The organism is Nonomuraea sp. NPDC049695, from assembly GCF_040674955.1.
In the GTDB taxonomy this organism is placed as follows: domain Bacteria; phylum Actinomycetota; class Actinomycetes; order Streptosporangiales; family Streptosporangiaceae; genus Nonomuraea; species Nonomuraea helvata.
This window is the reverse complement of sequence record NZ_JBFANV010000097.1, coordinates 17577-38739: the sequence shown is the minus strand read 5'-3', so window position 1 is coordinate 38739 and position 21163 is coordinate 17577. Positions and strand designations below refer to the sequence as shown.

Annotated in this window: 18 protein-coding genes and 1 pseudogene; 8 read left to right on the top strand and 11 right to left on the bottom strand. The window is 67.2% G+C overall.

Translation table 11 applies throughout. The features are described 5' to 3' along the window. Nucleotides 1-92 precede the first annotated feature (92 nt). Complete coding sequence (locus AB0J64_RS47505) at nucleotides 93-305, bottom strand: hypothetical protein (RefSeq protein ID WP_364042875.1); 213 nt, start codon at nucleotides 303-305, stop codon at nucleotides 93-95. Between the two features lie 195 nt (nucleotides 306-500). On the opposite strand from AB0J64_RS47505, the gene AB0J64_RS47500 reads away from it, so the two are divergent. From AB0J64_RS47500 to AB0J64_RS47490, 3 genes are all read left to right on the top strand, one after another. Beyond that, nucleotides 501-941, top strand: coding sequence for an AbfB domain-containing protein (locus AB0J64_RS47500; RefSeq protein ID WP_364042873.1), 441 nt, complete (start codon nucleotides 501-503; stop codon nucleotides 939-941). A gap of 240 nt (nucleotides 942-1181) precedes the next feature. Continuing rightward, nucleotides 1182-2618, top strand: coding sequence for an RICIN domain-containing protein (locus AB0J64_RS47495; protein ID WP_364042871.1), 1437 nt, complete (start codon nucleotides 1182-1184; stop codon nucleotides 2616-2618). Nucleotides 2619-3547: 929 nt separating this feature from the next. Beyond that, nucleotides 3548-4048 (top strand): hypothetical protein, encoded by a 501-nt coding sequence (locus AB0J64_RS47490; protein ID WP_364042869.1) that lies wholly within the window; start codon nucleotides 3548-3550, stop codon nucleotides 4046-4048. A 276-nt stretch (nucleotides 4049-4324) separates the two neighbouring features. Here AB0J64_RS47490 and AB0J64_RS47485 read toward each other — a convergent pair whose 3' ends face one another. From AB0J64_RS47485 to AB0J64_RS47470, 4 genes are all read right to left on the bottom strand, one after another. Then, a complete protein-coding gene (locus tag AB0J64_RS47485) occupies nucleotides 4325-4798 on the bottom strand; it encodes a hypothetical protein (RefSeq protein ID WP_364042867.1) in 474 nt (157 codons plus the stop codon). Between the two features lie 301 nt (nucleotides 4799-5099). After that, nucleotides 5100-6908 carry a histidine kinase gene (locus AB0J64_RS47480; protein ID WP_364042865.1) on the bottom strand — a complete coding sequence of 603 codons (1809 nt, stop codon included), beginning with the start codon at nucleotides 6906-6908 and terminating at the stop codon, nucleotides 5100-5102. A gap of 206 nt (nucleotides 6909-7114) precedes the next feature. After that, a complete protein-coding gene (locus tag AB0J64_RS47475; RefSeq protein WP_364042863.1) occupies nucleotides 7115-8299 on the bottom strand; it encodes a cytochrome P450 in 1185 nt (394 codons plus the stop codon). A gap of 5 nt (nucleotides 8300-8304) precedes the next feature. After that, nucleotides 8305-9717, bottom strand: coding sequence for a glutamate decarboxylase (locus AB0J64_RS47470; RefSeq protein WP_364042861.1), 1413 nt, complete (start codon nucleotides 9715-9717; stop codon nucleotides 8305-8307). 182 nt (nucleotides 9718-9899) lie between these two features. Between AB0J64_RS47470 and AB0J64_RS47465 the strand changes: the two genes are divergently transcribed. Beyond that, the gene (locus tag AB0J64_RS47465; protein ID WP_364042859.1) at nucleotides 9900-10118 is read left to right on the top strand and encodes a hypothetical protein; all 219 of its coding nucleotides are present in this window, start codon (nucleotides 9900-9902) and stop codon (nucleotides 10116-10118) included. A 560-nt stretch (nucleotides 10119-10678) separates the two neighbouring features. On the opposite strand, the gene AB0J64_RS47460 is transcribed toward AB0J64_RS47465, so the two are convergent. Continuing rightward, nucleotides 10679-11686 carry a DUF4236 domain-containing protein gene (locus AB0J64_RS47460; protein ID WP_364042857.1) on the bottom strand — a complete coding sequence of 336 codons (1008 nt, stop codon included), beginning with the start codon at nucleotides 11684-11686 and terminating at the stop codon, nucleotides 10679-10681. Between the two features lie 626 nt (nucleotides 11687-12312). On the opposite strand from AB0J64_RS47460, the pseudogene AB0J64_RS47455 reads away from it, so the two are divergent. After that, nucleotides 12313-12405 (top strand): annotated as a pseudogene (locus AB0J64_RS47455) (hypothetical protein); the annotation flags it as partial. Here the strand turns inward: AB0J64_RS47455 and AB0J64_RS47450 are convergent. Continuing rightward, nucleotides 12390-12593 carry a hypothetical protein gene (locus tag AB0J64_RS47450; protein WP_364042856.1) on the bottom strand — a complete coding sequence of 68 codons (204 nt, stop codon included), beginning with the start codon at nucleotides 12591-12593 and terminating at the stop codon, nucleotides 12390-12392. The pseudogene AB0J64_RS47455 and the gene AB0J64_RS47450 overlap by 16 nt on opposite strands. A 105-nt stretch (nucleotides 12594-12698) precedes the next feature. Here AB0J64_RS47450 and AB0J64_RS47445 point away from each other — a divergent pair, with 105 nt between their 5' ends. Continuing rightward, on the top strand, nucleotides 12699-13328 hold the full coding sequence (locus AB0J64_RS47445) for a site-specific integrase (RefSeq protein ID WP_364042854.1): 630 nt from the start codon (nucleotides 12699-12701) through the stop codon (nucleotides 13326-13328). A gap of 449 nt (nucleotides 13329-13777) precedes the next feature. Here AB0J64_RS47445 and AB0J64_RS47440 read toward each other — a convergent pair whose 3' ends face one another. From AB0J64_RS47440 to AB0J64_RS47430, 3 genes are all read right to left on the bottom strand, one after another. Beyond that, nucleotides 13778-15094, bottom strand: coding sequence for a cytochrome P450 (locus AB0J64_RS47440; protein ID WP_364042852.1), 1317 nt, complete (start codon nucleotides 15092-15094; stop codon nucleotides 13778-13780). Nucleotides 15095-15254: 160 nt separating this feature from the next. Further along, nucleotides 15255-15704: a nitroreductase family deazaflavin-dependent oxidoreductase gene (locus tag AB0J64_RS47435; RefSeq protein WP_364042850.1), complete on the bottom strand. Its 450-nt coding sequence runs from the start codon at nucleotides 15702-15704 to the stop codon at nucleotides 15255-15257. 31 nt (nucleotides 15705-15735) lie between these two features. Further along, on the bottom strand, nucleotides 15736-17202 hold the full coding sequence (locus tag AB0J64_RS47430) for a nitrilase-related carbon-nitrogen hydrolase (protein ID WP_364042848.1): 1467 nt from the start codon (nucleotides 17200-17202) through the stop codon (nucleotides 15736-15738). Between the two features lie 181 nt (nucleotides 17203-17383). On the opposite strand from AB0J64_RS47430, the gene AB0J64_RS47425 reads away from it, so the two are divergent. Together AB0J64_RS47425 and AB0J64_RS47420 are read left to right on the top strand one after the other, a co-directional pair. Then, the gene (locus AB0J64_RS47425; RefSeq protein WP_364042846.1) at nucleotides 17384-18541 is read left to right on the top strand and encodes a sensor histidine kinase; all 1158 of its coding nucleotides are present in this window, start codon (nucleotides 17384-17386) and stop codon (nucleotides 18539-18541) included. Nucleotides 18542-18545: 4 nt separating this feature from the next. Then, nucleotides 18546-19208: a response regulator transcription factor gene (locus AB0J64_RS47420; RefSeq protein ID WP_364042845.1), complete on the top strand. Its 663-nt coding sequence runs from the start codon at nucleotides 18546-18548 to the stop codon at nucleotides 19206-19208. A gap of 45 nt (nucleotides 19209-19253) precedes the next feature. Here AB0J64_RS47420 and AB0J64_RS47415 read toward each other — a convergent pair whose 3' ends face one another. Beyond that, a complete protein-coding gene (locus tag AB0J64_RS47415) occupies nucleotides 19254-21023 on the bottom strand; it encodes an RICIN domain-containing protein (RefSeq protein WP_364042843.1) in 1770 nt (589 codons plus the stop codon). Nucleotides 21024-21163: the final 140 nt, after the last annotated feature.

The window sequence follows — 21163 nt, the reverse complement described above, 5'->3', positions numbered from 1 at the left end:
GCGAGAACTGCCTGCGACGCCTCGTCACGTACCTACCTCTTCCAGACTTCTGTCAGCTTATGTAGCCAACTGTCCGGAATCTTCGAGGCACCTCATACATCGACCGGCCGGGCACCCAGGGCATCATCGATACGCAGATCCTGGAAATCCCCGGCAGCGCCGGCGGCTACCGCTACATCCGCGCATCCGGCGACGGCCAGATCACGATCGAGGGCAGCAACCAGATCCTCACCGGCTGGACCCGGCTCGGCGACATCTCCCACCTCGGCTACACCGGCGCGCAGGTCGAGGGCCCGATCCTGCACCAGTACAACGGCCGCAACGAATGGGGCCTGTGGGTCGACCAGTACGCCGCCGGCCGCGGCTACCTCCCGCTGACCACGACCAATCTCGCCGCTCCCAGCGGCTACCGCGTCCGCGCCACCTCGGAGTACGCGCTCGGCGCCAGCCGCAAACGGCACGGCTCGATCATCGGCATCACCCAGGCACAGCTCACCGCGTTGCAGGCCAAGTGGGGCGGCCCCGCCTCGGCCGGCACCCGGCGCCTCCAGTCAATCAACTTCCCCGACCGCTACCTGCGGCACAGCAACTTCGACGTCCGCATCGACCCGAACGTCAGCCCGCTCGCCGACTCGCAGTGGCGCATCGTCCCAGGCCTGGCCGATCCGGTAGGGGTCTCGCTGGAGTCGTCGAACTTCCCCGGCTGGTACCTGCGGCACTACGACTACGACTTCGTCCTGGCCAAGTACGACGGCACCGCCACCTTCCGCGGGGACGCGACCTTCCGCCGGGTGGCGGGCCTCGCCGACTCCTCGGCGGCGTCATTCCAGTCATACAACTTCCTCGACCGGTACATCCGCCATTCCAACTACCTGCTTCGCCTGGATCCGATCAGCACGGCCACCGGCCGGGCGGACGCCACCTTCCGGATCACCAGCTGATTCCTGCCAGTGGCAGGGAGCGCCGCGCAGTGATCGGTGAAGCCCGGGCCGGGGAGCCGCCCCTGCTGCTGAAGCAGCACGATGCGGCCCGGACGTACGTCAGCAACATGATCTTCACAGACCCAGGAACTCAGATCTAGTGATGGGAATTTCATGACACCGACCAAAGCGTCTGACGGTTACTCGTCAGGACCGTCACGGAGCACCCGGTCGTTACGCCGGTCGCTGATCCCCCTTGTGGTGACCGCGCTCGCCGCAATGGCAAGCCTCGTCATTCCCGCGCCGCCGGCCAATGCCACCACCAGCCAATTCCGAGGCATGAACTGGGCCGTGCTGGGTGACAACTTCAGCACCGGCACGCTCGTCGTGCAGGGCCTGAGCCAGTCCGACAGCAATGCGACAGTACGGGCCAAGGCCAACGCCCTTTACGACGACATGGCCTCCACCATGGGGGTCAACACCGTCCGGCTGCCTATCAACACTCACACTGTGGCCAACACGACCTGGTGGAACGCCTACCGCGGCGCCATTGACGCCGCCACCGCCCGAGGTTTCAAGGTCATCCTCGCCTATTGGGAGGACGGCGCCGCCTCCGGCGGCAAGATCACGAACCTCGCCGCATGGAACACGATGTGGTCCAGCGTGACCAACACGTACGGCTCAAACAGCAACGTCTACTTCGAGCCGATGAACGAGCCGCACGGCTACACCTCGGCGGACTGGCGCAACGTCGCAGCGAACTGGCTCAGCTACCACACCTCGGCAGTGCCCGGACGGGTGCTCATCGGCGGCACCGGCTACAGCCAGGACCTGCGGGACATATGCAACGACAGCCGCTTCAACTCGACGCTGCTGTCCTTCCACCATTACGCCTTCTTCTACAGCGCGATGACCTACGACGCCTTCCGAACCCACATTCAGACGCGTCTGGGCAACTGTGCCTCCCGCGCGGTCGCGACCGAGTTCGGCGCACCGATGTCTACCGGCCTCAACTACGGCGACGCGAACAGCACCGACAACTTCGTGCGCCATATCCGCGCCATGGCCCAGGTCATGCGCGACAACCAAATGGGCGGCACCTACTGGCCCGCTCTCGGCGGCAAGCCAACCGAAGGCCTCGGCTACGACCACTACTCGATGTACGCCCTGAGCGGCAGCGGCACCGATCTCAACTTGACCGTCCGAAACACCTCCGGCGCTGACCGGATCCGATATGCCTGGGGCGACACCATCGGCGGCTCCACCCCTCCGCCGACGGTCTACACGATAAACGTGCGCCACAGCGGCAAGGCCATGGACGTCCAACAACCGAACACCGACAACGGTGCACGCGTCGGCCAGTACACGTACGGCGGCAACGCGTGGCAGCAGTGGCAGTTCCAGGACGCCGGCAGCGGCTACTGGCGCATCATCAGCCGCCACAGCGGAAAGTGTCTTGATGTGGTGAGCGCTTCAACCGCCGACGGTGCCGAGCTCATCCAGTACACCTGTGGCACCGGCACCAACCAGCAGTTTCAGATGGTTGCCAACGGAAGCTACTTCCAACTCCAGGCACGACACAGCGGCAAATGCGTGGACGTACCGTCCGCATCGACCGCGGACGGCGTGATCCTCAAGCAGTATCCGTGCAACACCGGCACCAACCAGCAGTGGTCGCGCACGGCCGTCTCGACGTGACCGCGGACCCGCGGTGGCGGGTGCTGGAGCCCCTGCTGGAAGGCGAGATCAGCGATCACCTCGGCTACGATCGGCACGACTGGCCAGGAAGAACAGCGGAACAGCCGCTACGGCAGCCGCACCAAGACTGTGGTGATCGACGTCGGCCCGGTGGATGTCTGAAAAGCGTGGGCGAGTCACGCTGACAGGTGTCGGGGGTGTGAGCCTGGAGGCGTGTGATGGTTCCTCGGCGTCCGTACCCCACCGATCTGTCCGACCTCGAGTGAGAACTGCTCGCCCCGCTGATCCCTGCTCCCAAGCCAGGCGGCCGTCGACGGGTGCATGGGGAGTTGGTACGGCTTGCTTTCCAGGTCAGCGAGGCGACCGTGCGGCGCATCCTGCGCTCGCGCCGCTTTGTCCCGGCCCCCCGAGATCTCGACGCGTCCTGGCGGGCCTTTCGCGCTCGCCCGCTAAGGGCCTCCTGACCTGCGATTCCTTCCATGTTGACACGATCTTTCTGAAGCGCTTGTACGAGTTGTTCGTGATGGAGGTCCGCACGCGACACGTGCACGTCTTGGGTGTGACCTGCCATCCGACCGGGATGTGGACCGCTCAGCAGGCCCCCGCCACGGACACCGAGGGCGAACCGCTGTGCCGAGCGCTGGATCCGGACGGCGCGAGCTGAGTGCACCGACCGCATGCTGATCTGCTCCGGACATCGCAACGCAGTCCGCCCGGGATGTGACCGACCTCGACGACCTGCGATCCATCCGCCGAAAACCCGTCGTCGCAGGCACGATCAGCGAATACCACCATGCCGCTTGACCGCAGCTCAGGGCGCGTAACTCCATATTCGAGCGGTACAGGCTCAGTGTGCCTCCGGACTTGATCAATCCCGCTACACTCCGTCCGGCCGAAATTGACGGTGACGGACTCTATGCTTCCCGCCCATGAGCAGAGACGAGCCTTCTGTCGTCCACACGAAACGGATGGACATGGAGGTGGAGGACTGTGGTCAGGTCTATCTCCTGGATCGGGGGGACTACGTGGCCGCCGACAGGCCAGATGGCTCACCGAGTCACTCCGTTGGGCTCATCAAAGTGGAGGGGAGAGGCGTCGCCAGCCTGAACATCGCCACGCAGTGGGGGGTGATTCCCTTCACGGTGACTGTCGCCGACCGGGATCCGGGCGCTGACCTTGACGGCTATGAGGAGATCGTGGAGATCAGTTTCGAGTCCCCGTCGGGCGAGGTCTTCCTGGTGGGGTGGCTCATGGATTGGGATGACGAAAAGGCACACAACCTTTCGTCGCTGCTTTCTGGTCCCGGTACCTACCGCTTGCGGTATCACGTCCGAGGAATGGATGAAGAGCGCTGCTGGGTAGATGACCACTACCTTCAGATATGGCCTGCGCCACAGCATGATTCAGCCGTGCTGAAAATTACGGAGTGAAACCTTGCAGCAGTTTCTGAAGTCTGAAACCGGACTTGGATCGAACCCGCGCTGTCAGCTCGGGAAATCTTTCCACACCATGAAGTCTGAGCTGCGAAAACGCTGACCCGGGGCATGTGCGGGTCGAGTGACCGAGAGTCCCCGCAGGTCGCGACCGTACGGGCACGCAACGGGTACGCCGGCCGATGTCTACGCTCAGGTGGCACATCTTCTTATTTAGGGAGCGATCTCCAGATAGCGGGACCTACGGCCGTCCTGCCCAGCCAATCGCATTGCCTACATGTATGGCTGGTCGGGGGCGATGATGAGACGCTTATTGCCGCCGCCGGTGCTGGGGCCAGGTACGGCCTGAGCATAGTCGTAGATGCCGTTACCGGTGTACTTGATCTGGTCGTTTGGCTGCCAGTAATCCTGAAAGATGTGGTAAAGATGAAATTTCTGGGGGCGGCAAGGTTCGCCAGGTGGACAGGTAAGGCCCTCCTTGTAGACTCTGATGCTCTTCGACATCTCGTCTGCGTTGCCGACCCAGGGAACCCGTATGTCGCTGGTTTTTGTGCTATGGGCGTCGATGGGACCGAACCAGGAGTTGTTCTCTCCGATATAAAGCCATGCTGGATAGTCCATTGCGTTCTGCACCTCCGTGATGACGCTGACATTTGCCCTGGCCATGGTCGCGGATCTGGTGCCGTGCAGGGATCCGGGCGTGGCGGCGTCGGCGGACGGGAGGGTGAGGAACGCGCCGCCAATCATAAGGGCTCCTGCTGCGGCGGCTGAGAGGGTGCGGGAGATTCGCATTGCGATCCTTTACTTTCCGAGTCATGTAATATCTACGGAGAGTAAAGCAACGGATGCACAGAGTCAATGTGCACGTGGAGCTATGGCCGGGATTCTCCCCGCTGTCGTGTCGGGAAGTGATGGTGGATGCCGTGCCGTACCGCGTGCACGCGAGCAACCACACGTTCTTGACCATCGGCATTATGTGGCATTTGTTCCCTGCCTCAGCAGAGTGGCGTGTGGCCAGGTTCGTGATGAGGATCGAGCATCACGACATTCACCCAGGGATTTCGCTGGCGTGGGGTAAGTGTTGATGGCGGCCTGTGGCGAATTCGGCGACCAGTTCGAAGCGGCCGCCCCTTTGTGATCCGGCGGTGAGCCGGCCTCCGGCGCGTTCGGCCAAGCCGGTCAGCCCTGATCCGCCAGGCCCTGGTCGCGGAGCTGAGGATGGCGCTTCGGCGGCCCCGTCGTTGACGACGCGCAGCCGGACTGCGTGGCCCACTGAGACGATGGTGATGGTGCAGGTTCGGGCGATGCTGTGTCGTACGACGTTGGTGACCGCCTCGCGCAATGCCGCGGCCACCGCCGTGTCCACCTCGGGTGGCAGCGGGCCGGTCCCGACGGTGGCGACAGTCCGTATACCGGCGGCCTCCAGGACGGTGTGCGCTGCGGCCAGTTCCTGGTCAAGGCATAGCCCCACGGTCGCGTGGGCCACCGATTCCAGCTCAGCTCGTGCACGCTCGACCAGTTCGGGCAGGGCGGCCAGTTCGGCGCGGGCGCGTACCGGGTCGATGTCCAGCAACCGCTCGCACAGCTCTCCCTTGAGCGCCACCGCCGACAGGCTGAAGGACAACAGGTCGTGCAGGTCGCGGGCGACCCGGGTGCGCTCCTGCATGAGGGCTTCGCGGGTCAGGTCCCGCTCGGCCTGGTGCAGCAGGACCACCAGATTCGACAGCCGGATCAAACCGTAGGAGACCCAGGTGAGGATGGTCATGGATATCAGGTTCGCCGCCATCCCCGCCAGGTTGGGTACCGGCGGCGGGTAGAAGAAGAGCGCGATGTACAGCGCCACCGCCACACCGGTGATGACCAGGGAGCGCGGCGGCCGCATGCGGGTGAGCACCAGCCCGAGGAAGAAAGGCCACAGGCAGGTGAGGAAGACGAGTTCCCAGAGCAGGTAGCCGAACGGTATGGCGGGGACACCCAGCAGCAGCCCGAGAAGGATCATCTGCTTGCGTGACGGCTTCATCAGCAGCTGGATCGCTCCGGCCGCGCCCATCAACGGCACCGTCAGGAGCAGTGTCCACGGCCGGTGGTAGGTCATGACGGAGACGACCGCGTGCAGCGATGCCTGGCAGGCGAGCAGCGCGGCCAGCATGAGGCGCGCCACCTTCGGCGACTCGATCGGCGGCGGCAGAGGGGGCGAAACGCGGTAGCCGGCGGCCGTCGCGCGGATGTCCGCCAGCGCCTGCCGGGCGGTGCCGACGGCCACGTGGAGCCGGTCGCGTGCGATGTCCGGTTCGGCGTCGACGGCTTGCGCGAGCCGCTCCGAGACCGCTCGCAGGTGTGCGCCGACGACCGCGCCCAGTTCTCCACCGAGCCGTCGCCGTTCCCGCAGCAGCTCCAATCGCGTCAGATCCCCGCGTGCCGCATCCAGCCTGGCCGCCATCACCACCAGGGCGTACAGGCCAAAGATGATCAGGCCGTTGGTGGCGGTCTTCAGCGTTCTGATGACCGCCGTCAGCGCGTCGTCGCCGACCCACAATCCGGCCAGGCCCGTGGCGACCAGGAGGAGTCCGAACAGCGGCCAGCCCACCCTCCCCCGGAAGGAGCACAGTACCGCGACCGCCAGCGGCCACGGCAGCCACTCCCACTGCGTGCCCGCGACGGCGAACGGCACCGTGTACAGCATCACCAGTGCCACCAGCAGGCCGTTGCGGGCCCAGAGGCGATGCCGCCCGGCCAGCAGCGCCACCAGCGGCGGATAGGGAGCCATCGTGACGAGCACGACCGGCCAAGCCAGCTGTTCCTCCAACGCCACCATCAGCCGGAAGGTCATGATCAGGCCGAGGGCGGCCCACATCATCGCACGCACCAACCGCAGCCGCGTGCCACAGGCGCCACCACCGACTGGACCGCCGATCCGGAAAGCCAAGAACTGATCCCGCACACACCTTCGATGTAGACCTCAACACCATGTGACCCTGTCGGCGTACTTGATGTCCCGGCTCACCACATCACGGACCGCTAACAAGCGAAGAAGTCGCAGGTCGCTACCGCCAATTTCTGCACTCAGCTTTCACGGGCCGGATCGCCGATGCGGACATGCAGGTTCGTCAGCACGCGGAATTTCCAGCCGTGCAGGTTGTGCGGCTGTTCGGGGTCCAGGGAGAGCCGTGGGTGTTGCTCGAGTAACACGTCCAGCAGGGCCGCGATGATGGCACCGACGACTGGGGCGGCGAGGCATGCGTGGCGGGAGTATCCGAGGCCCAGGTTGGGGAAGGGGTCCCGGTTGATGTTGAAGGTGTCTGGGTCGGTGAAGATGCTCTCGTCCCGGCCTGCCGAGGCGATGGCCGCCATGACGGTCGCTCCGGCGGGGATGATCTGTCCGGCTAGGAGCACGTCTTTGGTCGAGCGGCGGCTGAGCGCGCCGTTTGGTGATAGCCAGCGCAGCGTTTCGTGGACGGCCTTGCGGATCAGGCGCGGGTCATCGCGGATGGCCTGCATTTGCGTGGGATGCTGGAGCAGCGCGAGCAGCGTGAGCCCAGCGCCGGCCGCCGGTTCCAGGAACGCCGAGAGGATCTCGATGAAGGTGGGCATGATGTTCTCGGCGGATCGGACGGTATCGGCCGGGCAGCCGCTGTGGAGCAGCTGTGACAGGACTGAGCCGTCGGGCCGGTCTGTGGCCTGCCGGGCGAAGGGCTCGATCGTCTGGCGGATCTCGGTGGCGGTGGCCATCGCCTGTTCGTGTACGGCCGGGTCCGCCGTGAAGTTGCTCATCCCGGCGCTGAGGTTGCGGGCCCAGCGCATGAGCGCGTCGGTGTCCACGTCCGGCAGGCCGATGAAACAGGCGAGGGCGGTGCTCGCGGCGGGTTCGAAGTAGCTGGACATCAGCTCGTCCCGGCTACTGAGCTCGCTGGCGTACGGCCGTGCGGCCTCGCGGGTGAGTGTGGTGGCCCGTTCGATACGTTCGTGGGCGAATCGCGTGTCAACGGCGGCTCGCAGATCGGCGTGGGCGTCGCCCTCAACCTTGAGTACGGACCGTTCCCCGAATATCTGCGTGGCCAGCGAGTGGAAGGCGCTGGTGTACGACTCGTAGGCACTGAGGACCTGGCGCACGTCATCCCAGCGGGTGACCATCCACAGGTCGAGCTTCGGCAGCAGGACGACCGGCGCTTCGCGGCGGAGCCTGGCGAAGATCGGATAGGGGTCACTGCCGAGTTGGTCGAAGGTGATGGACGCGGCGAAGTCGTTCATCGACGTCACCCTCCCGTCGGCACACCGGGCTGCTCGGCGGCCGCCTCGTCGCCGCCGAGGCGAGGGCGCGGAACCGGATTGTCGCGCAGGTACTCCACCTCGGTGCGCACGTTCGCCAGCAGTTTGGCGGCAGTGTCCTGGCTGAAGCCGTTGCGGATGACGAAGCGGATGACGGCTATGTGCTCCAGGTCGGGCGGCAGGTAGTACGTCGGGGCCTGCCAGCCGTGCATCTTCAGCCGGGCGGCCAGGTCGAAGACGGTGAAACCGTCGTAGCCGGGGGCGGTCCGCACGGCGAGCACCGGCAGTTCCGAGCCGTCGGCGATGAGCGAGAGCTCGGGGAGTTTCGCGATCTCCTCACCGAGGTAGGTCGCCACGTCCCGGCAGGTCTGCTGGACGGCCTGGTAGCCCTCGAAGCCGAGCCGCAGGAAATTGTAGTACTGCGCGACGACCGGGGCGCCGGAGCGGGAGAAGTTGAGCGTGAAGGTGTCGATGTTGCCGCCGAGCAGGTCGCAGGAGAGCACCAGGTCCTGCGGCAGGGCGTCCGGCTCCTGCCAGACGATCCAGCCGACGCCGGGGTAGACCAGGCCGAACTTGTGCCCCGAGGTGTTGATCGACTGCACCCGGGGAAGCCGGAAGTCCCACACCCTGTCGGGTTCCAGGAACGGGGTGATGAAGCCGCCCACGGCCGCGTCCACGTGCAGCGGTATTCTCAGCCCGCGCTCGGTCTCCAGCCGGTCCAGCTCGGCCGACATCTGCTCGATCGGGTCGTACTTGCCGCATTGCGTGGAGCCGAGCACGCCGATGACGCCGATGGTGTTGTCGTCACAGAATTCGCCGAGCCGGGCCGGGTTCAAGGTGAAGGCCGGCTCCTCGATCGGTATCCAGCGCGGCTCGACGTCCCAGTACTGGCAGAACTTCGGCCAACAGGTGTGGACGGCAGTGCCCATCACGAGGTTGGGGTTGGCGGTGGGCAGCCCGGCCGTCCGGCGTCGCTCGCGCCATTGGAACTTCATCGCCAGCGCGCCGAGCATGGCCGCCTCGCTGGAGCCACCCGTGGAGCAGCCGACGCTGGAGCCGTTCGGGTCGCCCCACAGGTGATCGAGCATGTTGACGCAGCGCGCCTCGATGTCGGCCGTCTGCGGGTACTGGTCGTGGTCGACGAGGTTGCGGTCGAGGGTTTCGGCGATGAGTTCGCGGGCCTGGGGTTCCATCCAGGTCGTGCAGAAGGTGGCCAGGTTGAGCCGGGCGTTGCCGTCGAGCAGGAGTTCGTCGCGGATGAGCGCCTGGGCCGCTGTGGGATTCATCGGGCTGGCCGGCAGCTTGAACCGGGGCACGCCGCCTTCCGGCACCAGCCCGTTGTAAAGGGGATTGACATCGAGTGATTCTTGCCACCGGTCGGATTCGACTCGTCTGAGCATGAGCTTCACCCCTCGAAAGAGCTTTACGCCACGTCAAACACTCACAGTAGGCAATTGTTTACTATGAGTCAATATTGTGACCGCGCTGACGTCCACGTGGGTGAGCGTGTGGTGCCCGAAACTCGGCCGTTGGGGCTGACCTGGGGGTTGGCGTTCCGTTCTGGTGGGCATGATCGCTGTTCATGGCGCTGCGGTTGCTTTATTTGATCTTCGTCCGGCTCGTGGGTTGGGTGGTGTTGCTGGGTCGCTCGCAGAGGTCGAAGGACGTGGAGATCCTTGTCTTGCGTCACCAGCTCGCGGTGTTGCGTCGGCAGGTGGCCAGGCCTCGGCCGTCGTGGGCGGATCGGGCGGTGATCAGCGCGCTGGCGCGTCTACTTCTCCAGCGGGTCGTCGGCGGTTGATCGTGACGCCGGGCATGCTGTTGCGCTGGCACGCCCCCGCGCCACCATCTGGACCTTGGTACTTCGTCTGGCTCGGGGAGAAGTGGCAGCAGGACGGCGATGACCGAGGAGATCCGCAGCCGGTCAACGTCGTTGGTCCTGGTCAGGACCCGGAACGCGCTGCGCAGCACAGCCACCCGGAACGGGCCCCATTTACCATCGCCTTCCGGCCACCACATGCCACCGACCGGTCGCGAGACAAGGGGCGCGCGGAGAAAGCTGTCGACAACATGGTCGCGTAGGCCGCTGTCGCCAGCCTGAACCCGTACGTGCCCAGACGCAGGTAGCCATCGTTAGCGTGATCGAGGGGCGCTCCAGTTCGGCGCGGTTGTGGCCGGACACCTCCAACAGTAGATAGCCAAAGGTGTGGCGTAGATCGTGTGGCCGCAGCGTGCCGAGGTCTCGCTCGCGGTTGCGGCTCTGCGGCGTCGTGCAGACGACCAATCTCACCCACGGTGGTGTTGATCAAGCGCGGGGACGGCCGCCCGCCAGGCCAGTGGGCGGTGATGGAGTAGGCCATCTCAGGAGTGGATCACGGGTGGGCGAGCGGCGATGCACTGGTGGAGTGCGTTCGCCACAACGTGGACGAGCGGGACCTGAGAGGCGTCCCAGACGAGGTTGAGACCGCTGTGACTGCGGAGGATGAGTCTGCCGTACAGGAGGATGGGCAGGCGGGCGTTGTTTTTGAAACGGCGGTCGGGGCCGCCCTTGACGTTGACGTAGCGCCAGGTGGAGTCCACGACCGTGCCGTCGCGTGGCACCGGGCCTTCTTCGATGAAGCGGGCGTGTTCCATGCCGACTTGGAGGTGCTGGTAGGCGAGGTCGGCGACGTGGCGGCCGTCCCGGAACAGGACCCGGTCGGGGAGGAAGTGCACCGACAGGCTGCCTGCGGTCAGGGTCGGGACGGCGACGTTGGTGACCAGGATCCGCGGTCCCGCCAACCGGGCCGAGGCGTTCATCCTGCGCAGCAGCCTGGAGGCGCCGGCGTGCACCTTGAACTGGTAGGTACTGGTGATCGCACCGGATGCGGTGATCAGCCAGAACCCGTGGGCTCGCTGGAGGTCGGTGATCGAGCTGACGAGGTGATCGAAGCGCCAAGCGGCCTCGTCGGTCACGTCGTACATGACGACTACCGCGCGAGCCGCCCGATCGCGCAGCGCCACCCAGAGCACGCAAGGCAGCCCGACGGCGACGATGACCAGGCCGAAGCGTCCTGTCAACAGCCCTGCGACGAGCAGGGCGGCCAGGGCGAACGGCCAGTACGGCCGGCGTTTGGCGGCCTTCTGCAACTGCTGGACGACGTCACTCGGCTGGGCCGGGACCAGGCTGACGACATCGTGCATGACCACGTCATGGTCGGGCGCGATGGTGCGGTAGGAGATCGCTCCGCGCCCCATGTGCACGACGTTGCCGCGGGGGCCCATCCGCACCCGAAGGCCCGGAATTCCGGTCGAGACTGCCATCCCGGCCTGGCTGAGGGTGAAACGGAACGGTCCAGCCCTGAGGCTGGTGCGCACATAGAAACCCACGATGAGGAATCCTTCCGACCCGGGTGCCCGTTACCGCGGCAGATCGAGGTTCTGGAGAGTGTGTACCGGGTCAGACCCAGTCGCGACGGCTCTTACGGGTCGAAGGATGCGGAGCTCATGGTGTTGCATCACGAGGTGGCAGTGCTGCGGCGTCAGGTCGTTCGGCCGAAGCTGACTGGGGCCTACACGTGTGAACCCTGGGGGCGTTGTCCGTGGGTCTATGGCCCTGCCTTTACTTCGGTTCTTGTCTGCACTTGATGTGACCACTTGGCTGGTCTGCCTACCTAAATGTTCCTCTTGTGTGGGTCTGTTGTTGCTCGGCTCGTACGTTGCTTCTGAGACGAACCTGGAGGCGAGCGATGACAGGCAGCGACGACGGACATTGCGTGGTGTACAAGCGGTGCGGGTGTAGCGATGGGGCGAGTGGCAAGCGGCTGGGTGGTCGCTGTGGCCTCTTGGCCGAGGTGGGGCATGGGAGCTGGTATTTCGCGGCCCAGGTTGTGGGGGCGTCGGGTCGGCGGGGGCGGGTTCGGCGCGGTGGGTTCGCGACCGCTGAGGCGGCGCGGTAGGCGGGCCGTGAGTTGCTGACAGCGGAGGCGGATGGGCCGCTTTCTGCTGGTCGCACGGTGGGGCAGTGGTTGCGGTACTGGTTGTCGGTGGTGGAGTTGCGGTTGCGGCCGTCCACGCACCGGGCCTATCGGGATCATGTGCGGCTGCATCTGATCCCGTTCCTGGGCCGGGTCAGGCTGGCGGAGTTGTCGCGGCGGGACGTGACGCGGATGTTCGTGGCGTTGGGGCGGCGGCGGAATCGGTACGGTGAGCCGATCAGCGCGTCCACCTTGGAGCGGATCCGGGCGACGTTGCGGGCGGCGCTGAACCACGCGGTGCGCGAAGACCTGATCGCCATCAATCCGGCGCAGGGCGCCCGGTTGCCGGCGCCGGTGCGGACGCATCCTGTGGTGTGGACGGCTCGTCGGGAGGCGGCCTGGCGGCATGGGGGAGAGCGTCCCCGGTGGCGGTGTGGACGGTCGAGCAGCTGGCTGCCTTTCTGCGCTTCGCGCGGGAGGATTCGCTGTTCGTGCTGTGGTGGCTGGTGGCCCTGCGCGGGCTGCGGCGCGGGGAGGTCACTGGGTTGCGTTGGGTGGACGTCGATCTGGAGCGGCGCGAGCTCACTGTCGCCCATCAGTTGGTGCGCGAGCCGAAGAGCGCGGCCAGCCGGCGAACGTTGGCACTCGATCCGGAGACCGTGCGGCTGCTGCGCCGCCACGAGCGTGAGCAGCGCCGGCTGCCGGGGGAGCGGTGGTCACCGACCAGCCCGATCTTCACTCTGGGGAGCGGAGCACCGGTGCAGCCGAGCTATCTCACGCACCGCTTTCACAAGCTGGTGGCGGCCAGTGGGTTGCCGCCGGTGCGATTGCACGATCTGCGCCATGGAGCTGCGACCTTGGCGCTGGCGTCGGGGACGGAGTTGAAGGGGGTGCAGGGCACGCTGGGGCATGCGAGCATCCTTCTGACCGCCGACACCTACGTCTCGGTGCTGCCGCAGCTGTATCACGACAGCGCCAAGGCGACCGCGCGGCTGGTGCTGAAGGCGGTCCGGGCGACCAACCGGAAGATCGGCAAGGCCCGGGAGACGACGTGACTCACATGTGGCTCACCGTGACTCACGATCAGATGACGCGACTACAGATCCGCGTAAAGCCGCAGGTCGGCGTGGTAGGGCGGGTGGGACTTGAACCCACGACCCACGGATTATGAGTCCGACGGCACAGTTTCCTTGGCCGTATCGACAGAGAGGCTGCGTGTGCGAGCGAGCAGGCGGGCTGGGAGGAAGACCGGTGCTCATGCCTGCCCACCGTCAGGGGCCAGGGGCGGAGCCGTGCATCGTTGGGCGAACGGGAAGGAAGGTGGCTCTCCTGTCCAGATAACCGTGTACTCGGCGGCCTGCCCGGGCGGCCGGTGCAGCGACTCGTGCAGAAGGGTCGTCCGCGTCACCAATGCCCCACACAGCACCGGGGAACACCCTGTCGCGGGCGCTGAGCGGGAAGCGGGCGGCGTTGCGTCGCCCAGCGGCGCGCAGGTCGTCCAACATCACCGGGTTGCCGGCCGTGGCGTCAGATTCATGCGGATCCCGTCCGCGGCCCACAGCACGAACCGTTCGACGGGGACGACGTCGTGTCCGGCGGCCGGCTGGAAGCGGAACCTTCTCAGGAGAACCGCCAGCACCAGTTCGGCCTCCATCGTGGCCAGGCGCGCGCCTTCGCAGCTGCGCGGCCCGAGGCCGAACGGGATGTAGGCGTAGCGAGGTCGGCCGGCGACCTGGTCGGGGGTGAAACGGCCAGGGTTGAACGTCTCGGGATCGGGCCAGTAACGCGGGTTCATGTGGACGGCCCAGAACGGATAGAAGATGGTCGTCCCGGTGGGGATCTCGTAGCCGGCCAGGACGAGATCTTCGGTGGTCTCGCGAGCCCCGTACGGACCCGGCGGATACAGGCGCATCGATTCCTTGAGCGCCATCTGAAGACGGGTCAGCCGTTTGAGGTCGGCGTACTCGGGCGCGACCCGATCGGACAGGACCTCGTCGATCTCCGCCGTGACCCGCTCAGCCTCGGCGGGGTGCCGGGAGAGCAGGTGGAGGGTCCACGAGACCGCCACGCCGGTCGTGTGATGGGCGGCAAGCATGATCATCAACACGGTGTCCCGCACGCGGGCCGGACTCATCCCCGCCGCGACCAAGGCCGCGGCCAGGGCGTTGCCGTCCTGCTGGGCCGAGGCGAGCACGTCGTTCACGGTTGCGCGCAGGTAGGTCAGGGCCTCCTGGGCACGCTTCCGTCTCTGTTCCTCGGTTCCGGGGTCGGCCGGCTGGTACTGACGGCCGAGGTATTCCGTGAGCACGACCTCGAAGGCCGTCACGACCTGGTCCGGGTCGTGGAGGCCGTTGCCGAGGGCGTACTGGCAGATCATCCGGAGCGAGAGCGCGCTCAGGTCCTTCTGCAGCTCGACCGGTCCCTCCCCGGCCTGTTTCGCCCACCGGTCCGCCAGCCGGCCGGCAAGCGCGGTCAAGCCGGGGAAGTGGGCCTCGTGGGAGCGGCGGCCGGCCAGTACGGACAGGACCGCGCGGCGCCATGGCGTGTGCTCGTCCGCGGGCAGGGTCTGCAGGTTGCCGGCCTCGCACAGCGGGGCCAGGAACTCGAACAGTTCCTCCGGCCGTTTGTCGACCCCGGCGGTGGCCTCGAGCAGCACCGGGTCCGCGATGGAGACCGCCGAGTCCGTGCCGGGCAGCTCGAATCGTACGACCGGCCCGTACTCGGCGTGCAGCCGCAGTTGGTAGGCGTGCAGGCCGCCTGCGGTGGCGATGTCATGCAGCCCGCCGTCACCTCGTGAGGGCGGTCCGGGAATCACCGACACGTTCCCTCCAGGGATACACGGATCTCTCTTCCACGTATCTCTCGTGAGTGGCTGCTTGGCAAGGTGCCGAGCAGCCACAGGTGGAGGAAGCACCACGGGACGCACAGGCGCCCGGCGGGCCCGGACCCCCTACGTCCCGTGGAGCAGGACTTCCGCGCGGTCAGTCGCTGTCCAGCGGCTCCAGCACGAACACCGGGATCTCCCGGTCCGTCTTGTTCTGATAGTCGGCGTACGGCGGATACGCCGACACCGCACGCTCCCACCACTCGGCCTTCTCCGCGCCGGTCACCTCACGGGCCTTCATGTCCTGCTTGGCAGGGCCGTCCTGAAGTTCCACATGGGGGTGGGACTTGACGTTGAAGTACCAGACGGGGTGCTGGGGAGCGCCGCCCAGCGAGGCGACCGCGGCGTAGCGGCCTTCGTGCTCCACGCGCATCAGCGGCGTCTTGCGGAGCTTGCCGCTCTTGGCGCCCAGGGTGGTCAGCAAGATGACGGGCATTCCCGTATCCAGCAAAGTCGTTCCCTTGGTGCCGCCGGAGCTCTCGTACAGCTCCACTTGCTCGCGCACCCACTGCGTCGGGCTGGGTTCGTACTCACCCGCAAGAGGCATGGCATCCATCCCTTGGTCGGCCAACTCACGTTCAGGACGCTCCAACACCCGACCCGTGCGTTTTCATCCGTCGTTGCCGAGAGGTACGGGTCAGGGAGGCGAGTGAGAGCGCCAGCAGGAGTGCGCAGGCCCCGACGAACCAGTCGCCGAATCTGGTGTAGGGCGTGTCGGCCGAGCGGGTGGGTAACGGGGCGACGACGGACACGAACGGTGCGTCGTCGCTGTGCGCCTCGCTCCGGATCCGGCCTTTGCCGTCGCTCACGACCAGGTCGCCGTCTCGCGCCGCGCGCACCACGCTGAGCCCCGTCTCAACGCCCCGGGTGACCGCCATCCTGCCGTGCAGCCAGCGATCCCGGCGGAAGTCCCAGGCGGGCACGAAGATCGCCGTGGCGCCGCTCCTGCGGTAGTCGCGTACCAGGCCGGGCAGGTCCAGATCGAAGCAGATGGCGATCCCCCAGCGGGAGCCGGAACCGGGCACGAAGGCCTTTCGGTCGCCGGGTCGGAAGTCGCTCTCCAGCCCGGGGATGAGGTGGTGCTTGAAGTACTCGATCGGCCGGCTCCCGTCGGCGGGGAAGTCGATGGCCGCGTTGCGGAGGGCGCCGGATCGCTGGAGGATCAGCCCGACGATGATGTCGACGTGGTGGTCGACGGCGAGCCGGGCCAGCGGCGCCGCCAGCATGGGCAGCGTCGTGTCGTCGGCGATGAAGACCTTCTCCGGCATGACCACGACCCGCGTGCCGCGGGCGGCGAGGTTCGGAATCCGCGCGGTGTACTGCCCGAGGAGGGCACGGCCCTCCGGCGAGGCGACCGGAGCCCAGCCGTCATGGTCGGTCGCGAGCAGCGCCACCTTCTCCGGGCTCTCGCCGTACGGTGCGCCCAGCTGCCAGGCGCCGTACCCCACCGCCGACGCCAGGATGACCGCGGCGGTGACCGCCACCCGCAGCCTCCCGCCCCTGTGCGCGGACAATGACGCGGCGGCGGCCGCGGGAACCCCGAGGAGCAGGAAGGTTATCCCCCACGGTCCGGTGACCGAGGCGGTCTGCAGGACCGCAAGGATGTCGGCCTGGGTGTAGGCCAGGCTCCACCATGCTCCGTTCGGTGACAGCACCGAGACCGCGTATTCGATGACGACCCAGGCCGTCGGCACGACGGCGGCAGCGGCCAACGGACGTCCTCTCAGCATCAGCACCCGTGACAGGAGGACGACCAGCCCGAACAGCAGCGCCGACCCGACAATCAGCGGGACCGCCAGCGGCGACGGGATCTGCAGCGTGTTCAGGAAGTAGCCCCACATCGCCGTCTCACCGCCGAGCCACGCGGCCGATGCCGCGAGGAACGCCGTGCGAGCACCGACGCGGGAAGCGAGAACGAGCATCGGCAGCGGTGCGAGCCAGGTGAGCCATGGCACCGGCCTGAGCCCGGTACCGAAATGGAACAGCGTCGCCGACAACGCCGTGGCGGCCAGCACCACGGCCAGACGCCGAATCGGTGAGTTCATGTGGCCGACTCTCCAGAAGCCGGGCCTGAAGGCGCATCGCTGACGGGAGCGATCCGCGTACCGGTCGAAGGGACCAGGGCGGCTCGGAGATTCGTCGTGCCGGGCCTCACTCGAAGGAGTGAGAAGATCATCAGCCGGGAGGCGGAGGCGGCGGCGGTGCCGCGCGCCTAGTCTTGCCGGATTGCCTCTCACAACCCCGGAGCCGGTCATGCGGGCGAGCATCCTCAAGCCGTCAAGGACCGACGTCGCGATCGCGGCCGTCGTCACCGTGATGACGGTGACGCCCGCGACCGTCCCGTACCGGCAGCCGTGGTGGTTGGTGACGCTCGCCGTCTTGATGTCGGTGCCCGTGCTGTGGCGACGCCGCGCGGTTCTTTCCGTCGGGGCGGTCGTGGGCTGCGCGACGACGATCCTGGCGATCGCGGCGAAGTCGCTGCCACACTCCGCGAGTCTGCTACTGCTGCCGTACGGCGTGCTCGTGTGCACCTACACGTTCGCGGCGGCGGACCTCTCCCGGGCACGGCGCGCCGTGGGCATCGCGGGCCTGGCCGTCGGCATGGCCGTGTCGCTCATCGTCCCGCACGAGAATCTGGAGACCTATCGCTATCTCCTCACCGCGGTCGTCGCCGCGTACGCCGTCGGCGCCGGGGCACGGGCCCGGTGGGCCAGGCGAGAGGCCGAACAGGAGCGCGAAGCTCGCATCCGCGAGGAACGCGCTGCCGCGATCGAACGCGAACGCACCCGGATCGCCCGCGACATGCACGACATCGTGACCCACTCGGTCGGCCTCATGGTGGTCCAGGCGGAGACCGGCCCACTGGTGGTGCGCGATCATCCGGAGCGGGCCGAGGAGGTCTTCGAGGCGATCGGGGCGGCCGGGCGGGACGCGATCGGCCAGCTCCGCCTGATCCTCGGCGCACTGCGAGGAAGCGAGGCGCCCGACGGCCTGGCTCCGGCCCGAGGGCCACATCCCGGGCTCGACGCCCTGCCCGACCTGCTCGACAACGCCCGCCGTGCGGGCCTGGACGCCTCCGCCGACGTGCGTGGCGAGCCACGACGCCTGCCCGCCGACGTGGACATCGCCGCCTACCGGATCATCCAGGAGGCGCTGACCAACACGATCCGGCACGCTGGGGCGAACACCGTCCGGGTACGGCTCCGCTGGTCCGGTGACACCCTGGACGTCGAGGTCTCCGACGACGGACGGGGCACGCGGGAGCCACGGGAAGGACACGGCATGATCGGGATGCGCGAGCGGGTCACGGCCTGCGGCGGCAAGCTGGCCATCCAGCCAGGGAACCCGGGTTTCACCGTCATCGCGACCCTGCCGGTCGGGTGACGGCATGCTGCGCGTACTCGTCGCCGACGACCAGGACCTGTTCCGCGGTGGCTTCGCGATGATCCTCAATGCCCATGACGACATCACCGTGGTCGGCGAGGCGGCCGACGGCGCCGAGGCCGTCACGAAGGCGATCGAACTGGAGCCGGACGTCGTGCTCATGGACATCCGCATGCCCGGCGTGGACGGCGTCGAGGCCACCGCACAGGTGTGCCGCAGAACCGACGCGAAGGTGCTCGTCCTGACGATGTTCGACGTCGACCAGTACGTCTACGACGCCCTGCGCGCCGGGGCCAGCGGCTTCCTGCTCAAGGACGTACGTCGCGACGACCTCGTACGCGCCGTCCGCCTGGTCGCGGAGGGGGAGTCGCTGCTGGCCCCGGCGATCACCCGGCGCCTGATCGCCGAGTTCGTCGGGCGTGGACGTTCCCGGCCCCGGCTGCGGCAGCGACTGGATGAGCTGACCGAGCGGGAGATGGATACGCTGCGGCTGCTCGCGCGCGGCCGATCCAACGCCGAGATCGCCGCGGATCTGGTGGTCACCGAGCACACGGTCAAGACCCACGTGAGCAACCTGCTGACGAAACTGGGCCTGCGCGACCGCGCGCAGGCCGTCGTTTTCGCGTACGAATCCGGCCTGGTCGTCGCCGGCGACCAGGAACCGTGAACGATGACCGGCGATCTCGCCGAGGTTCACCCGATGCTTCTCATCTCAGCTCTTCGTCCATTTCTGGCTGGTCGTGCCGGTGCAGGACCACAGCTGCACCTTCGTTCCGTTCGCGGTCCCGAAGTTGCTCGCCTCCATGCAGAGACCGGACTGCACGCCGGTGATGGAGCCGTCGCTGTTGACGTTCCACTGCTGGTTGGCCTGCCCGTTGCAGTCCCAGATGATCACCTGGGTGCCGTTGCCGGTGCCCTGCCCCTTGGCGTCCAGGCACTTGTTGCCGTACACCTGCAGTTGCCTGGACGAGGTGAGGGTCCACTGCTGGTTGTTGCCGCCGCCGCAGTCCCAGAGCTGGAGCTGGGTGCCGTTGACGGTGCTCGAGTTCGGGACGTCCAGGCACCGGTCGGCGTTGACGTTCCGCAACACCGACGTCGATCCGCCGCCGCCGGGGCCCGGGTCCGTGGGGGGCAGGAGTGTGATGGTGTAGGTGTCGTCGATGGCGGTGTGCGGCAGGTTGACCGTCGTGCCGTCGCCGGACAGCGTCACCACGGAGTTCTGGACGGTGACCGGGCCCTGGACGGCGCCGCCGCCGTTGTAGGGGATGCGCTCGGTGACGACTCTCACCTGGTTGTTCTGCACGAGGCCGCTCGTGGCGTCCAGGCGCCGCAGGTTGACGGCGACGTTGCCGGTGGTGCTGCCGCCGCCGACCAGGATCTTGGCCGTCCCGGCCGCCTTGGTGGCGAAGGCGTCGTAGGAGGAGCTGGGGGTGACGGACGCGATCTGGCCGGTCTGAGAGCCGTAGAAGCGGTAGACCCACCATTCGCCCTTCGGCTGGTACTGGCCTGCCGAGTTGCGGACGAGCAAGTTCGCGAGGTCGTTGTGCAGGTTGCCGCCGCCCGCCCAGTTGGCGCGCAGGCCGTCGGCGCCGGCCCTTTCCAGGCGGGCGATGTACCAGGATCCGTCACCGGGGTTCTGCTCGTTGGACGCCCCGTACTCGTTGATCTGGTACGGGCGCGGGTGCGGGATGCCGCGGGAGTTCAGCGTGGTGTCGGCCGCCGCCACGTTGGCGACCGGATCGCCGGGCAGGGAGTGCCAGCTGATGATGTCGGGGACGACGTTGTTGGCCTTGACGTAGTCCAGGTACTGGCCCCAGAACGAGTTCGTGGTCGAGGGCACGCACGCGCAGCTCGGCCCGACGATGAGATGCGTCGGGAACGCGGCACGGACGCGCTGGTAGGCGCGCCGCCACATCTCGAAGTACTGGGACTGAGGACGGTTCCAGAACAAGGTGATGTTGGGCTCGTTCCAGAGGTCCCACTGTACGGTGGCGCCCGTCGCTCGCACGTCGTTGATCAGACGGGTGAGGAAGTTGTCGTAGTCGGTCCAGTCGCCGTTGTCACCGGGGAAGCGCGAGATCGGGTAGCCGTCGGCACCCCACAGGTCATGGACGAGCAGGATGAACTCCCCGCCCAGCGATCGGGTACGCAGCAGCTGGGCGCGGGTGGAGTTCCATCGGCGGTCGTACTTGCCCGACACCCACCCGCCCGGGCTGTCGAGCTGCGCCCCGCCGGCGCGCATATACCGGAACTTCACATCGGTGTAGAAGTTGTCCGGCGGCGCCGACGCGTTCTCGGTCATGCCGTAGATCCACCCGGAGGCGCGGTAGGTCGGCGAGCCGCCACCGGCGGAGAAGTCGACGGTGATGGCCTGGTCCGCGGCCAGGGCCGGCGTGGCGGCCGTCATGACGGGGCCGGCGACGAGTGCGCCTGCGGCAAGTAAGGCGGCGATCCCGCGGCGGCTTCTGTGTGGGACGTCCATATGCGACTCCTTGGTCACGGAGGGGCGGGGCAGGTCGAGCGGGGCTGGTGGCGGTGCCCTTGCCGGCCCACGGATGGCGGCAAGCTTCCGGTCCGAAGTGGTGGGGGGCGGGAGAAACCCAGGGAACGCCGCACCGCCGT